Here is a 14,994-nt window from a genome sequence, read left to right as displayed (position 1 = left end):
TGCGCCTGACCGCTGAGCACCCGCCAGAAGACGCTGCGGTCGGCGGTGCCTTCGGCCGTCTCGTTCAGGACGTTGAGTTCGGCCTTGTCGATGACCCGGACGAACTCCAGCTTGTCCAGCCGTGCGGTGGCCGAGAGTTGGGCGTCGCTGCGCAGCGGACGGGTCACCAGCGGGCTCTGCACCGGCAGGTTCCTGGTCATCGAGGGCAGCCAGGCCGCCACCCGCTCGCGCCGGAAGGCCTGCCGGACCGAGGGCCGCACCTCGGACCAGGCGCCGGGTCCGAAGAACTCCTGCCCGAGGTCGTTGACCAGCGACTTCAGCCCCGGGGTGGGCGGCCTTCCCGAACGGCCCGGCGACGCCGTCGTAGAGGACGTCGTAGATCACCGAGCCCTCCGGCAGGCCCTGCTGGTCGGCCGGGTCGAGACCCCAGAGCTCCGTCCTCGGCCGCCAGGCGGTGCTGCCCGGCTCCAGCATCGGTGCCTGCAACGGCTGTTGGGTGGCGGCCGTGGCGTCGAACCGCTGCGGCGCGTCGACCCGCCGGGACTCGGCGGCCTCGGAGATCGACTCGAAGCCGAGCGGAGCGGTGCCGAGCGGCATGCTGGTGGCGCTGTCGGCCGAGCTGTCAGCGAGGTGACTGAACGTCAACTGTGCCACGCCGCTGAAGATCACGCCCGGCGCCTTGACCTTCACCGCGCTGCCGGAGCGCACCGAGGACTGCTCGATCCCGGTCCGGTCGCGCCCGAACTGCGCGTTGGTGCTGCCGGTGCCACGCAGCGGCGCACCGTCGTGTCGTGATGGCGCTGGACCTGCGAGAAGTCGAAGGACAGCTGGATCCGGGCCGAGACCCTGAGCGCCGGCTCGGCCGTCTTGCTCCGGTTGAAGATCCGGCCGGAGCTTGACACGACGCTGCCGGTGATCTTGTCCCGGGTCACGCCCAGCTGACCGCTCGGCTGGGTCTCGGGCGTGGCCTTGCCCTTGAGGATGACACCGCCGCCGATCCGGCCGAGGCTCTCCCGGAAGTAGCCGGCGGTGGCGAAGGAGTCGGTGCCGTTCTCGAACTCCACCTTCTTGAGGGCCCCGACGGTGGTGGCCTTGGTCACCGTACCGCTCACCGTGATGTCGCCCTTCCGGCCCGGCGACCGTCCCCGAACGGGGACCTGGCGGCCCCCTCGCGCGCCCGCGAGGATGGCGCTCGATCGGCACCCCGCGCACTCGTGGAGGATAGTGGCCAGCACTCCGCACAACTCGCTCCACGGTCCGCCCCGGGACGACAACACGGACGGCCCGACGGCCGGCGGCTCCAGTGACCCGAACGCGCCCACCCCCGCCTATGCCGCCGACCCGTACCTCCAGGTGGTCTGGGGCGACGCCCCGGCGATCACCGGCGACGTCGGCCCGCAGGGCAGTGGCAACGGGGGCGGCGGCCACCGCAACCACCCCGCGATCAGCGTGGACCTGGAGTCGATCCGGGACTGCGAGAACGGGATCCTGGGCCAGGCGCGCTCCTCGGTGGCCGACTACATGCACCTCAAGGAGCTGTGCCGGGCCGCCATCGACGGCGGTGCCATCTGGGGCCAGCAGGCCATGGAGAAGGTGCACCACCCCGGCGGGGCCGTCGGGGTGCACGGGATCTACGTCCAGCCCCGCCCCGACACCCTGGAGGCGGACGGCCCGGTGCAGCAGGCGGGCACCGCGTACGCGCAGGTGATGAACCCGGTGATGAGCGAGGTCCTGTTCGACGTCGCCTCGGCGATCGAGAGCGTCGGGCAGTTCGTGGTGCTGCTCAACCGGGCCGGCCAGCAGTACGCGCACGCCGACATCGGCTCCTTCTTCCCCGACCCGCCCCCGCCGGTGGTCACCACCTGAGGAACCTGGGCGACTTGGCCGATCGGGCCGCCGACCTGGCCCGCAGCATCTTCGGCACTCCCGCGGGCTGACGGACCGTCAGCTCGGACGGGCGGGCGCGGCACGCTCACCGGACGCACCGTCGGCAGGCGGCGTGGGTAGAATCACGCCCCGGGGCGCTGTCCGCAACGCCGCGCGCATCCGCCCTCCCCACGACACACCGACTCCCTGAGGGAGACAGATGCGCGACCTGACGATCGGCGAGTTCCTGCAGCAGTTGGGGGCCCGGGTGCCCGCCCCGGGCGGTGGCGCGAGTGCCGCGCTGCACGCGGCGCAGAGCGCCGCCCTGCTGAGCATGGTGGCCCGCTACAGCACCGGCGAGCGCTACGCCGGGGTCCAGGACGCGATCACCCGGATCCTCGCCGAGGCCGAGGAGCTGGGCGCCACCGCGCTGCGGCTGGCCGAGGAGGACGCCGCCGCGTTCACCGCGGTCACCGACGCCTACCAACTGCCCAAGGCCACCGCCGAGGAGAAGGCGGCCCGCTCGGCCGCCATCGCCCAGGCCCTGGTCGGCGCGGCCCAGCCGCCCGCCGACACGATCGCGGCCGCCCGCCGCCTCGTCGCACTCGGCGAGGAGCTGGCGCCGATCGGCAACCGCAACGTGCTCACCGACGTCGCCGCCGCCACCGAGGCGGCCCGGGCCGCCGCCACCACCGCCCGGGTCAACGTCGAGATCAACCTCGGCGGGATCAAGGACGAGGCGGTGCGTGCCGAACTGCTCGCCGCCACCGCCGATGTCGACCAGATCGCCGCCGCGGCCGAGGCCGTCACCAGCGCGGTGCGCAAGGAGATCACCAAGTGACCGCGAACCTGCTCGCCGGTGGCCCGCTCGCCACCCGGATCCGCACCGACGTCGCCGAGCGCGCCGCCAAGCTCACCGAGCAGGGCCGCACGCCCAAGCTCGCCGTGGTCACCGCCACCGACGACGAGGCCAGCGCCTGGTACGTCCGTTCGATCGCGAAGGCCGCCGGCAAGGTCGGCATCGACTGCGACATCGTCGACCTCGGCGCCGGGGCCTCCACCGCGGAGATCACCGCCACCCTGGAGCGGCTCTCCGCCGACGAGGGCATGCACGGTCTGATGCTGCAGACCCCGCTGCCCAGCGGCGCCCGGCTGGAGGAGCTGGCCGGTGCGATCACCCCGGCCAAGGACGTGGACGGCGCCAGCCCGCTCTCGCTCGGCCGCCTGGCCGCCGGCCTGCCCGCCTTCGCGCCGGCCACCGCCGAGGCCGTGCTGACCATCCTCGACCACTACGAGGTCGAGCTGCAGGGCAAGCACGTCGTGGTGGTCGGCCGCTCCACCGTGGTCGGCAAGCCCGCCGCGCACCTGCTGCTGGACCGCAACGCCACCGTGACGGTCTGCCACTCCCGCACCACCGACCTGGCCGCGCTGACCAGCACCGCCGAGGTCCTGGTCGCCGCCGTCGGCCGGACCGCCCTGATCACCCCCGCGCACGTGCGCCCCGGCGCGACCGTGATCGACGTGGGCACCAACCCGACCGAGGACGGCGGCCTGGCGGGCGACGTCGACCCGGCCGTGGCCGAGGTCGCCGGCGCGCTGACCCCGGTGCCCGGCGGCGTCGGCCCGGTCACCACCGCGCTGCTGCTGCGGCACACCGTGCAGGCCGCCGAGCGCTGACCGGCGCTCAGCGAGCACGAGCGGTCCGTCCGGGCGCTGCGCCTGCCGTGCGGCAGGCGCGGCGCCCGGACGGCTGAGTGGGCCGGGTTCGCCCGATCGCTCCTGCCGGTGCTGCCCCGGTGTCAGACCAGCGCCTCCAGCGGCGGCACGTCCTGCGGCAGCAGCGTCACCAGGTCCTCGGTGGCGGCCTGGGCGAGCCCCGCCACCCGGCGCGCGTGGCGCTCGGTCATCCGCTGGAAGAGCTGGCGCGCGGTGCGCCCGTTCCCGAAGCGGTCGTCGCGGCCGAGTTCGGCGAAGTAGTCGGCCAGCGCCTGCCGGGTCGGGTCGGCCAGCTCGTAGCGGTGCTGCTCGGCATTGCCCGCCACGATCCGTACCAGGTCGGCCGGTTCGTAGTCGTCGAACACCAGGGTCCGGGCGAACCGGGAGGCGAGACCGGGGTTGGCGTCGATGAAGCGGGACATCTCCTCCGGGTAGCCGGCCACGATCACCACCACGTCGTCGCGGTGGTCCTCCATCAGCTTGACCAGGGTGGCGATCGCCTCCAGCCCGAAGTCCGTGCCCTGGCCCGGCGGGACCAGCGCGTAGGCCTCGTCGATGAAGAGCACGCCGCCGAGCGCGCGCCGGAAGACGGCGGTGGTCTTGGGCGCGGTGTGGCCGATGTACTCGCCGACCAGGTCGCCGCGGTCGGTCTCCACCAGGTGGCCCTGGGAGAGCAGGCCGAGCGCGGCCAGGATCTTGCCGTAGAGCCGGGCGACGGTGGTCTTGCCGGTGCCGCTGTTGCCGGCGAAGACCAGGTGGCGGCTGAGCGGGGGCGGCGGCAGGCCGGCCTCGGTGCGGCGGCGGACCAGCTGCATCACGCTGACCAGGGTCTCCACGTCGTGCTTGACCCGCTCCAGGCCGACCAGCGCGCGCAGTTCGTCGAGCAGCTCCTCCAGGCCGACGGCGGGCTCCTGCTCGCCGGTGCCGTAGGCCGGGCCCGCGCCGGTGGTGCGGACCGCCGAGGCCCCGCGCCGGGCCGGTGCGCCCGCCGCGCCCGCGCCGGTCGTGGCGGCGCGGCCGGCCTCGGGCAGCGAGCTGAGCTTGACCTCCTCCACCAGGCAGTCCTCGAAGACCGCGGCGGCCTGTTCGGCCAGCTTGACGTCCTCATCGGTGGCGTGGATCCAGCAGCCGCGCAGCACCGGGTCGGCGCCCGCGCCCGCGTAGACGGCGGGGAACGCGGTGGCGGTGAACTCGCAGTCGCGGTAGACCCCGTGGCCGCCGTCGGCGACGTAGAGGCCGTTCTTGCCGGTCCGCGCCACGGTGACCGCGCGCAACCGGGGCCGGGCCTCGCCCCGCACCACCAGGCCACTGCCCTCGGTGTCACTGATCGCGCAGTCGCTGAGCCAGGGGGTGGCGCCCTCGCCGATCAGCACGCCGGCCGACCGGGTGCCGCTGACCGTGGTGTCCACCACCAGCGCGCCGCTCCGCGCGCCGATCCGCAGGCCGGTCTCAGCGCAGTCGGCCACCGTGCAGCCATCGATCAGCGGACGGTGCGGGCCGCTCAGGCTGATCCCGGTGCCGCTGCGCGTGACCGTGCACTGACGTGCCGTCAGATCGCCGCCCTCCACCGCGATTCCGCTCAGCTCGGCGGCGGCCACGGTGGTGTCCCGCAGTCGCGCCAGCGCCTCGCCGCCGGCCAGCACACCGGCCTTGCCGCTCTCGCTGAGCCCGGGGCCGCGTCGGCGGCGCTCCCGGGCCTCTGATGCCTGTGTACGGGCAGCCTGTCAGGCAGCGGCGGACAGTCCCCCGTTCTGATGTCCCTGTCCCGCTGGGCCCTGACGAGCCTCAGGCGAGGTCGGGCCTCAGGCGAGGTCGGCCGTGACGGCGGCCAGCACCTGGTCCTGCGACTCGCCGGTGAGGAAGAAGTGGCCGCCGGGGAACATCCGCAGCGAGCTGCCCGCGCGGGTGACGGCCATCCAGCGCTCCAGGTCCGCCTCGGTGATGGTGTCGTCCACTCCGGCGAGCACCGACACCGGTACGTCCAGGGCCGGGCCGACCGGAGGCGCGGCGTGGTAGCCCGCGCAGAGTGCGAAGTCGGCGCGCAGCGTCGGCAGGATCAGCTCCAGCAGGTCGGGCTGGCTCAGCACCTCCTCGGGGGTGCCGCCCATCTCGCGCAGGTCCTCGATCAGTTCGGCGTCCGACCAGCCCTCCCGGCCGGGCCTGCGGCTGGCCGACCCCGGCCCGGGGCAGCCGCTCACCAGCAGCCGGCTCGGCAGCCGGTCGCCCTGCTCGGCCGCCCTGCGGGTCACCCCGTAGGCGAGCATCCCGCCCATGCTGTGGCCGAAGAACGCGTACGGGCGGTCCAGCAGCGGGCGCAGCACCGCGTACGTCTGCTCGACGGCCTCCTGGTAGTCCGTCAGGCAGGGCTCGGCGAGCCGCGCCTCGCGGCCCGGCAGCTGGACGGCGAGCAGTTCGATGTCCGCCGGCAGGAGCTTGGCCCAGGTGCGGTACAGGTACGCCCCGGCCCCGGCCGGGTGGAAGCAGATCAGCCGCAGGCGGGCCTGCGGGCGGGCGACCAGCGGGCGGACCCAGGCGTCGGCGGGTGAGGTGGGCTGCAGTGACATGGCGGCAGCCTTTCAGGTGTCGGGGTGGGTAGGCAAAGGGCCCGGTGCGTTGATCGGATCACAGGATCCGCTCAACGCACCGGGCCCCGAGTCGGTCAGTTGGACTCGGCCTCGGCCATCGCGCGGATCAGGCTGGCCGGGCGCATGTCCGTCCAGTTGGCCTCCACGTGGTCGAGGCAGGCCTGGCGGCTGTCCGGGCCGTGCGCGACGGTCCAGCCGGCCGGCACCTCGGCGAAGGAGGGCCAGAGCGAGTGCTGGTTCTCCTCGTTCACCAGCACCAGGTAGCTTCCGTCAGCGTCCTCGAACGGGTTCGCCATGGGTTTTCGTCCTCTCTAACGTCTGAACATCTAGCGTCTCTGAACATCTGGGCAACGGGCAAAGCGGTCGGGGTCGGTCACGCTCACTCTCCCCGCAGCGCGGCGGCCACCATCGGGCCGATCACACCCAGGGCGGAGGGTAGCGTCAGGTCGTCGTGCGCGCAGTCGACCCCGGTGACCCGCAGCTCGCCCGTGCAGTACTCGCGCCACACCTCGGCGGTGGGTGCGCAGTCCGCTCGACCATGATCGGCGCGGAAGAACAGCAGGTCACCGTCGAACGACTTCGGGGTGAACTTGTCCAGCAGGCTCGCGCTCCGCACCAGGGTCGCCACCACCGCGTCCACCTGCCGCACCGTCAGCTCGGGCAACTCGGGCAACTCGGGCAGGTCGGGCAGGTCGGAGAGCTCGGACCCGGCGGCCGGCGCGCCGTCGCCGAGCGCCCGCCGGACGTCCGCCGTCAGTCGGCGGCGCAGCTCGGGCGAGTCCTCCTGGGCGACCGGCACTCCGGGGTAGACGTCCAGGACGGCCAGCAGCTCCACTCGCTCGCCGGCCTCCTGGAGCAGCGTGGCCATCGCGTGCGCGACCGCCCCGCCGAACGACCAGCCGAGCAGGTGGTAGGGCCCGGACGGCTGGACGGAGCGGATCCGCGCCAGGTGCTCGACGGCCAGCTCCTCAACGCTGGCCGGCAGCGGCTCGCCCGGCCGCAGGCTCGGCGCCTGCAAGGCGTAGAGCGGGCGGTCCTGCGGCAGGTGCTCGGCCAAGCCGCGGAACGACCAGCCGAGGCCGTAGCCCGGGTGCACGCAGAACAGCGGCGGCAGGCTGCCGGTGGCGCGCAGCGGGAGCAGCGGGGCGAACGGGTCACCGGCGCCCGCGACCCCCCGCGCCAGGCGCTCGGCGAGCTCGGCCGCGCTGGGCGCCTCGAACAGGTCGCGGATGCCCAACTCGGCGCCGAGCGCCGCGCGCAGCCGGCCCACCAGGCGGATGGCCAGCAGCGAGTGGCCGCCGAGCGCGAAGAAGTCGCCGTCCAGGTCCACCGCGTCCAGGCCCAGCACCTCGGCGAAGAGGCCGCAGAGCGCGCGTTCGCGCTCGGTGCGCGGCGGACGGCCGTTCCCGGCGCCAGTGGACCCGGGGGCCGGCAGCGCCTTGCGGTCCAGCTTGCCGTTGCCGGTCAGCGGCAGGGCGGCCAGGCCGACCAGCGCGGCCGGGACCATGTAGGCGGGCAGCAGCGCGGCCAGGTGCGCGCGCAGTTCCTCGCTCGCCACCGCCGGCACGGTGTAGCCGGCCAGCGCCTTGTCACCGGGCCGGTCCTCGCGGACGACGACGGCGGCCTGCCGCACCTGCGGGTGGCTGAGCAGCGCGGCCTCGATCTCGCCCAGCTCGATCCGGAAGCCGCGGATCTTCACCTGGTCGTCGGCGCGCCCCAGGTACTCCAACTCGCCGTCGGCGCGCCGCTTGACCACGTCGCCGGTGCGGTACATCCGGGTGCCGGGCAGGCCGAACGGGTCGGCGACGAAGCGCTCGGCGGACAGGCCCGGACGCCCGGCGTAGCCACGGGCCAGGCCCGCGCCCGCCACGTACAGCTCGCCCGCCACGCCGGCCGGCACCGGGCGCAGCGCGCCGTCCAGCACGTGCAGCGCGAGGTCGGGGATGGCGGCGCCGATCAGGCTGCCGGGCGCGGTGGCCACGGTCTCGGCGTCCAGCGGCCGGTAGGTGACGTGCACGGTGGTCTCGGTGATCCCGTACATGTTGACCAGGCGCGGCCCGCCCGACGCATGGCGCCGGTACCAGGCGGTCAGCCGGCCCAGGTCCAGCGCCTCGCCGCCGAAGACCACCGTGCGCAGCGCCGCGAGCGCGCCGCTGGCGTGCTCCTCCTCGGCCTGGAGCAGCTGGTAGAAGGCGGCGGGGGTCTGGTTCAACACGGTGACCCGCTCGCGCAGCAGCAGGTCCAGGGTGTCGGCGGGCGAGCGGCTGACCAGGTAGGGGACGACGACCAGGCGGCCGCCGTGCAGCAGCGGGCCCCAGATCTCCCAGACCGAGAAGTCGAAGGCGTAGGAGTGGAAGAGCGCCCAGACGTCGTCCGCGCCGAAGCCGAACCAGTGGTCGGTGCGCGTGAAGAGCCGGACCACGTTCTGGTGCGGGATCAGCACGCCCTTGGGGCGCCCGGTGGAGCCGGAGGTGTAGATGATGTAGGCCGGGTGCTGGGGCAGCAGCGGGGCCAGGCGCTCGGCGTCGGTCAGGTCCTCGGCACGCTGGTCGGCGAGTGCGGTGGCGGTCTCGGCCGTGTCGAGCAGCAGGTTGGGCAGCTGGCTGCCCGCCGGGAGCCGGTCGGCGACCTCCTGGTGGGTGATCAGCAGGGTCGGCGCGGCGTCGTCCAGCATGTAGGCGATCCGGTCGGCCGGGGAGTCCGGGTCGACCGGGAGGTAGGCCGCGCCGGTCTTCAGCACCGCGAGCAGCGCGACCACCAGGTCGGCGCAGCGCGGCAGCGCGAGGGCCACCGCCCGCTCCGGGCCGGCGCCGTGGGCGATCAGCAGGCGGGCCAGGCGGTTGGCGGCGGCGTTCAGCTCGGCGTAGCGGTGGCCGGGCTCCCCCGGGCTGCTGAGTGCGATCGCCTCGGGGGTGCGGGCGGCCTGGGCCTGGAAGAGCTCGGGCAGGGTGGCGCCGGCCCCGAGCGTTCCGGCGGCCGGCGACGGGCGGTGCGCGGGCACCAGTTCGGCGCGCTCGGCCTCGGTCAGCAGGTCGAGGCGGCCGGTGGGCAGCTCGGGGGTGGCGGCCAGGGTCGCGAGGACCGTGCGGAAGCCGTCGAGCACCCGGGTGGCCGCCGCCTGGTCGTAGAGGTCGGGGCGGTAGGCCAGGCGCAGGTCGAGCCGGGCGCCGGGGATGGCGACCAGGGTGAGCGGGTAGTGGGTGGCGTCCTGGATGCTCGCGTCGGTGATCCGCAGCTCCTGCGCGGTATCCGCCAGCGCGGCCGCGTCCACCGGGTAGTTCTCGAACGCCAGGGCGGTGTCGAAGAGTTCACCGGTGCCGGTCCAGCGCTGCAGCTCCGCCAGCGGGACGTGCTGGTGCGCGAGCAGCGCGGTCTGCTCCCGCTGCAGGCGGGTGAGCAGCGCGGCGAGCGGTTCGGCCGGGTCGATCCGCACCCGGACCGGGAGCGTGTTGATCAGCAGGCCGACGATCCGCTCGACACCGGGCAGCTCCGGCGGGCGGCCGGAGACGACGGCGCCGAACACCAGATCCTGACGTCCCGTCAGATGGCCCAGCAGCAGTCCCCAGGCCGCCTGCACCACGGTGTTGAGGGTGACGCCGTGCCGGCGGGCGGTGGCGGTGAGCGCCTCGGTCAGCTCCTCCGGCAGCAGGGTCTGCAGCTTCTCGGGCAGCAGGCTCTGCCGCCCGTGGTCGCGCGGCGCGAGGAGGGTGGCCTCCTCGATGCCGGCCAGCGCCTGCTGCCAGGCGGCGCGGGCGGCCTTCTCGTCGTGGGCGGCGACCCAGCCGAGGTAGTCACGGAACGGGACGACCTGCGGCAGGGCGCCCCCCTGGCCCCGGTAGAGGGTGAAGAGTTCGCCGATCAGCACGCCGATCGACCAGCCGTCCCAGATGATGTGATGGTTCGTCAGCAGCAGGGCGTGCTGCTCGGCGGCGAGCTTGACCAGGGTGATCCGCAGCAGCGGCGGGGTGGCGAGGTCGAAGCGGTGCGCCCGCTCGGTGGCCCGCAGTCGGTCCAACTCCTGCTCGGCCGAGGCGTTCTCGGTCAGGTCGACCTCGTGCCAGGGCAGCTCGGTCCGGCGCGGTACGGCCTGGACCGCGCGGCCGTCGTCGAGCTGGGCCAGGAAGGCGGTCAGCTGCGGGTGGCGGGCCAGCGCGGCCTCGGTGGCCGCGCGCAGTGCGGCGCTGTCCAGCGGGCCGTCCAACCGGAGGGTGAGCTGGGAGGTGTAGACGTCCAGCTCGTCGGCCCGGCCGTACTGGGCGTGGAAGTAGAGGCCCTCCTGCAGCGGCGCGAGCGGCAGCAGTTCGGCCAGCGGCCGGTCGGCGGACAGCCGGTCCAGCTCCGCCTGGCCGACCTGGAGCAGCGGGACGTCACTGGGGGTGAGGCGGCCGGCGCCGGGCGTGCGGGCGTGCTCGGCGAGGGCGGCCAGCGCCTCGAACCAGGCCTGGCCCAGCTCGTGGACCCGCTCCTCGGTGAGTTCCGGCGTGCTCCAGGACCAGGCGGCGGTCAGCCGCGACCCTTCGGGGCCCTCCTGGGCCCAGGCGTTGACGGCGAGCGCGTGCGGCTGAATCACGGGGTCGGCGCCGAGCGGCTCGGCGGCCGGTGCCCAGTCGGTGCCGGCGGTGGCGGCCGTGCCGATCCGGCCCAGGTAGTTGAAGCCGAGCTGCGGGGACGGAGCCTGGGCCAGCACCGGCGCGGTCTCGGGGTTCAGGTGGCGCAGCAGGCCGTAGCCGAGGCCGTGGTCGGGGATCGCGCGCAGTTGCTCCTTCACCGCGCGCAGCGCCTGGCCGAGGTCGCCGCCGGTGCCCGGCTCCAGGCGCACCGGGTAGGCGCTGGTGAACCAGCCGACCGTGCGCGAGAGATCGGTGCGCTCGCCCAGCTCCTGGCGGCCGTGGCCCTCCAGTTCGATCGGCACCCCGCCGTCGCGGGCGAGTACCCGGTTGACCGCGAGGGCCAGGCCGGTGAGCAGCACGTCGTTGACCTCGGCGTGCAGCAGGGCCGGGACGGTGCTCAGCAGCGGCTCGGTGAGCGCGGCGGGCAGCGTCAGTTCCAGCCGGGACGCGGTGCCGCCGCCGGCCGTGAAGAGCGGCTCGGCGCCGGTCAGGGCCTGCTGCCAGAACGGCAGTTCGGCGGTGCGGCGGTGGGCCTCGGCGGTCAGCGCGGTGGCCCAGGTGCGCAGCGAGGTGCCGGTGGGCTGGAGTTCGCCGCCCGCGTACGCGGTGGCCAGGTCCGGCAGCAGGATCCGCCAGGAGACCCCGTCCACCACCAGGTGGTGGATCATCACCAGCAGCCGGCCCGCCGCCCGGTCCCCGGCGTCGAACCAGACCGCCTGCACCATCACGCCCGCGCGCGGCGCCAGGCGGCCCCGGGCGGCGCGGGTCTGGGTGGCGACGGCCGTGCGCAGCGTCCGCTCGTCGGCGCCGGTCACGTCCACCCGGGTGAGCAGGCTCGCCGCCTTCACCTCGCCGCGCGGCGGGACGTGCAGCGCGCCGCCCTCGCTCTCCAGGTAGCGGGCGCGCAGCGCGTCATGGTGGTCGAGCAGGGCCTGGAGCGCGCCGGTCAGCCGGTCCGCGTCGAGGCCGGCGGGGACCTGGAGCAGCACGGCCTGCTGGAAGCCGTCGGCGATCGGGCCGTGCTCGCGCAGCGCGTGCGTGATCGGCAGCGCGGGCACCAGGCCGAGCGCGGCGTCGCCCTCCTCGGTGACCGCGCTCTCCTCGCCCCTTGCCACCTGGGCCAGTTCGGCGACGCTCTGGCGGGTGAAGACATCGCGCGCGGTGAAGACCAGGCCGGCCTTGCGGGCCCGGGCGACCAGCTGGATCGAGGTGATCGAGTCACCGCCCAGCTCGAAGAACCCGTCGTCGATCCCGACGCTCTCGCGGCCCAGCACCTCCGCGAAGAGGCCGGCCAGGGTCTCCTCGCGCGCGGTGCGGGCCGCCCGGCCGGGGGCGGTGGACTCGAACTCCGGTGCCGGCAGCGCCTTCCGGTCCACCTTGTCGTTCGGCGTCAGCGGCAGCGTCGCCAGCAGCACGATCGCGCTGGGCACCATGTACTCCGGCAGCGCCGCGCCGAGGTGGGCCCGCAGCTCGGCCACGGTCAGCTCGGCGCCCTCGGCGGGCACCACATAGCCGACCAACCTCTTCTCCCCCGGCCGGTCCTGGCGCACCAGCACCACGGCCCGGGCCACCGCCGGGTGACCGGCGAGAACCGCCTCGATGCCGGTCGGCTCGATCCGGAAGCCGCGGATCTTCACCTGCTCGTCCGACCGGCCGACGAAGGCCAGCACGCCGCTGGGCAGTCGGCGCACCACGTCACCGGTGCGGTAGAGCCGCGAGCCGGGCAGCCCGTACGGGTCGGCCACGAAACGCTCGGCGCTCAGGCCGGGGCGGTTCAGGTAGCCGCGCGCGGTGCCGACGCCCGCCACGTACAGCTCCCCCGCGACCCCGACCGGCACCGGGCGCAGCGCCGAATCCAGCACGTACGCCTGGGTGTTGTCGAGCGGTCGGCCGATCGGCACGGCGCCCGGCTCGGTGCCGTCCACCGTGTGGGTGCTGGCCAGCATGGTGACCTCGGTGGGGCCGTAGCCGATCACCACCTCGGTCCCCGGGCAGACCTCGCGCACCCGGGCCACCGCCGTCGCGGAGACCACGTCACCGCCGGTGAGGATCTCGCGCACGCCCTTGAAGCACTCCGGGCGCTCCTCCCCGATCAGCCCGAACAGGCCGGCCGTCACGAAGACGCCGGTCACCGCGTACTCGGCGAGCAGCCGCTCCATCTCGGCGGCGCCGACCGGCCCGTCGGGGGCGATCACCACCTGACCGCCACCGAGCAGCGGCACCCAGAGCTCGGCCGTCGAGGCGTCGAAGGAGTACGGGGCGTGCAGCAGCACCCGCCGGTAGGCGCCGGAGGTGAACCGCCGGTCGGTGGCCAGGGCCAGCACGCCCCGGTGGGTGGCCGCCACGCCCTTCGGGCGGCCGGTCGACCCGGAGGTGTACATCACATAGGCGAGCCGGTCGCCGTCACAGGGGAGTTCGAGGTCGCCCGGGTCGCCCTCGGTGCCGTCCCGGCCCACCACGACCACCGGCAGCTGCGCCAGACCACGGGCCTCCTCGGCGAGTGCCTCATCGGTCAGCAGCACCGCGGCCGCAGTCTCGGCCAGGATCAACTGCCGGTGCGCCAACGGGTAGCGGGCATCCAGCGGGACGTAGCAGCCGCCCGCCTTCAGCACCGCGAGGACCGCCACCACCAGCTCCACCGAGCGGGTCATCAGCAGACCGACCGCGCTCTCCGGCCCGACGCCGAGCTCGACCAGCCGCCGCGCCAGCCGGTTGGCCCGCGCGTTCAACTCGCCGTAGCTCAGCGTGCCGCCGCCCGCCGAACGGCCGCCCTCCTCGAAGAGCAGCGCGGTGGCCTCGGGGTCGCGGGCCACCTGGGCCTGGAACAGCTCGGGCAGCGTGGCGCCGGGCAGTGGGGCCGCCGTGTCGTTCCACTCCTGGACCAGCCGCTGCCGGTCGGCCGGCGTCACACTGCGCAGCCGGCCGACCGGCTGCGCCGGGTCCTCGGCGAACTCGCCCAAGGTGTGTGCCAGTTGCTCCAGCAGCCGGTCGGCCGCGGCGGCGTCGAAGAGGTCGGTGCGGTGATCCAGCCGCAGGCTCAGCCGGGCGCCGGGGACCACGGCCAGGTTCAACGCGTAGTGCGTCGCCTCGCGGCTCTCGGCCGCCGTCACCTTGACCGTCGAGCCGGCCATCGAGAGCGACTCGGCGTCCAGCGGGTAGTTCTCGAACACCAGGTTGGTGTCGAAGAGTTCACCGAGGCCGGCCCAGCGCTGCACGTCGGCCAGGCCCACCTGCTGGTGCGGCAGCAGGGCCGACTGCTCGGCCTGCAGCCGGGTGATCAGCTCGGCCACGCTCTCGGCCGGCCTCGAACCGACCCGCACGGGCAGCGTGTTGATGAAGAGGCCGACCATCCGCTCGACGCCCGGCAGCTCCGGCGGACGCCCCGAGACGGTGGCGCCGAAGACCACGTCGTCCCGGCCGGTCAGCCGCGCCACCAGCAGTCCCCAGCCGGCCTGCACGATGGTGTTGGCGGTCACCCCGAGCCGCCGGGCCAGGGTGCCGAGCGCCTCGGTGGTGGCCTCGGACAGCTCCAGCTCGCGCCGCTCGGGCAGCACCGCGGCGCGCTCCTCGCCGCCGCTCGGCGCCAGCAGGCTCGGCTCCTCCAGCCCGGCCAGCGCACCCCGCCAGGCCGCCTCGGCAGCCGCGCGGTCCTGCTTGGCCGCCCAGGCAAGGTAGTTCTTGTACGGCGCGACTCTGGGCAGTCCACTGGCGTCCCCACCGCTCTGGTAGAGCGCGAACAGCTCGGCCATCAGCAGCGCGTTCGACCAGCCGTCCCACAGGATGTGGTGGTGGTTGAGCACCAGCACGTGCCGCTGCCCACCGAGCCGGATCAGCAGGAAGCGCAGCAGCGGCGGCTTGCCGAGGTCGAACCGGCGCTCGCGGTCCTCGACGCAGAGCCGGGCGACCTCGGCCCGCTGCTCGGCCTCGGGCAGGTCACCGAGGTCCACTTCGGTCCAGGGCAGCTTGACCTGGCGCGGGATCAGCTGCACCGACTTGCCCGAATCCGCCTGGCGGAAGGCCGCCTTCAGGTTCGGGTGCCGCTCCAGCAGCGCCGCGCCGGCCGCCCGCAGCGCCTCGGCGTCCAGCGGGCCGTCCAGGTGCAGGGTCAGCTGGGAGGAGTAGACGTCGACGCCCTCGGCATCGAACTGGGCGTGGAAGAACAGGCCTTCCTGGAGCCGCGAGAGCGGCAGGATGTCCTGGATACGTGCGTTGGCCAT

Annotated in this window: 9 protein-coding genes and 1 pseudogene; 4 read left to right on the top strand and 6 right to left on the bottom strand. The window is 74.5% G+C overall.

Going from position 1 to position 14,994, the window contains the following annotated elements:
• Window positions 1-505: 505 nt before the first annotated feature.
• On the top strand, window positions 506-634 hold the full coding sequence (locus OG403_RS32520) for a hypothetical protein (RefSeq protein WP_329570753.1): 129 nt from the start codon (window positions 506-508) through the stop codon (window positions 632-634).
• Window positions 635-686: 52 nt separating this feature from the next.
• Here the strand turns inward: OG403_RS32520 and OG403_RS32515 are convergent, their stop codons facing one another.
• Window positions 687-1,100, bottom strand: a complete 414-nt coding sequence (locus OG403_RS32515; protein WP_329570751.1) for a hypothetical protein — start codon at window positions 1,098-1,100, stop codon at window positions 687-689.
• Between the two features lie 124 nt (window positions 1,101-1,224).
• Between OG403_RS32515 and OG403_RS32510 the strand changes: the two genes are divergently transcribed.
• The 3 genes from OG403_RS32510 (at window position 1,225) to OG403_RS32500 (ending at window position 3,543) form a co-directional block, all read left to right on the top strand.
• Window positions 1,225-1,866 carry a hypothetical protein gene (locus tag OG403_RS32510; protein ID WP_329570749.1) on the top strand — a complete coding sequence of 214 codons (642 nt, stop codon included), beginning with the start codon at window positions 1,225-1,227 and terminating at the stop codon, window positions 1,864-1,866.
• 220 nt (window positions 1,867-2,086) lie between these two features.
• Entirely contained in the window at window positions 2,087-2,707 is a 621-nt protein-coding gene (locus OG403_RS32505) for a cyclodeaminase/cyclohydrolase family protein (RefSeq protein ID WP_329570747.1), read from the top strand.
• Complete coding sequence (locus OG403_RS32500) at window positions 2,704-3,543, top strand: bifunctional 5,10-methylenetetrahydrofolate dehydrogenase/5,10-methenyltetrahydrofolate cyclohydrolase (RefSeq protein WP_329570745.1); 840 nt, start codon at window positions 2,704-2,706, stop codon at window positions 3,541-3,543. The genes OG403_RS32505 and OG403_RS32500 overlap by 4 nt, the downstream gene beginning before the upstream one ends.
• Window positions 3,544-3,665: 122 nt before the next feature.
• Here OG403_RS32500 and OG403_RS36805 read toward each other — a convergent pair whose 3' ends face one another.
• The 5 genes and pseudogenes from OG403_RS36805 to OG403_RS32475 all read right to left on the bottom strand — a co-directional run bounded on the left by OG403_RS36805 (window position 3,666) and on the right by OG403_RS32475 (window position 14,994).
• Window positions 3,666-3,908, bottom strand: coding sequence for a hypothetical protein (locus OG403_RS36805; protein WP_442911099.1), 243 nt, complete (start codon window positions 3,906-3,908; stop codon window positions 3,666-3,668).
• 45 nt (window positions 3,909-3,953) lie between these two features.
• Window positions 3,954-5,228: pseudogene (locus tag OG403_RS36800) on the bottom strand (right-handed parallel beta-helix repeat-containing protein); the annotation flags it as partial.
• 156 nt (window positions 5,229-5,384) lie between these two features.
• The gene (locus tag OG403_RS32485; RefSeq protein ID WP_329570743.1) at window positions 5,385-6,146 is read right to left on the bottom strand and encodes a thioesterase II family protein; all 762 of its coding nucleotides are present in this window, start codon (window positions 6,144-6,146) and stop codon (window positions 5,385-5,387) included.
• A gap of 95 nt (window positions 6,147-6,241) precedes the next feature.
• The gene (locus OG403_RS32480; protein ID WP_329570741.1) at window positions 6,242-6,463 is read right to left on the bottom strand and encodes an MbtH family protein; all 222 of its coding nucleotides are present in this window, start codon (window positions 6,461-6,463) and stop codon (window positions 6,242-6,244) included.
• Window positions 6,464-6,546: 83 nt separating this feature from the next.
• Entirely contained in the window at window positions 6,547-14,994 is an 8,448-nt protein-coding gene (locus tag OG403_RS32475; RefSeq protein WP_329570739.1) for a non-ribosomal peptide synthetase, read from the bottom strand.

Source organism: Kitasatospora sp. NBC_01266, from assembly GCF_036242395.1.
In the GTDB taxonomy this organism is placed as follows: Bacteria; Actinomycetota; Actinomycetes; order Streptomycetales; family Streptomycetaceae; genus Kitasatospora.
This window is presented reverse-complemented; position numbering and strand designations above follow the sequence as displayed.

Coding starts and splice junctions, on each gene's coding strand:
- OG403_RS32475 (WP_329570739.1), bottom strand. CDS start 14,994: ATGGCCAACGCACGTATCCAGGACATCCTGCCGCTCTCGCGGCTCCAG.
- OG403_RS32505 (WP_329570747.1), top strand. CDS start 2,087: ATGCGCGACCTGACGATCGGCGAGTTCCTGCAGCAGTTGGGGGCCCGG.
- OG403_RS32480 (WP_329570741.1), bottom strand. CDS start 6,463: ATGGCGAACCCGTTCGAGGACGCTGACGGAAGCTACCTGGTGCTGGTG.
- OG403_RS32485 (WP_329570743.1), bottom strand. CDS start 6,146: ATGTCACTGCAGCCCACCTCACCCGCCGACGCCTGGGTCCGCCCGCTG.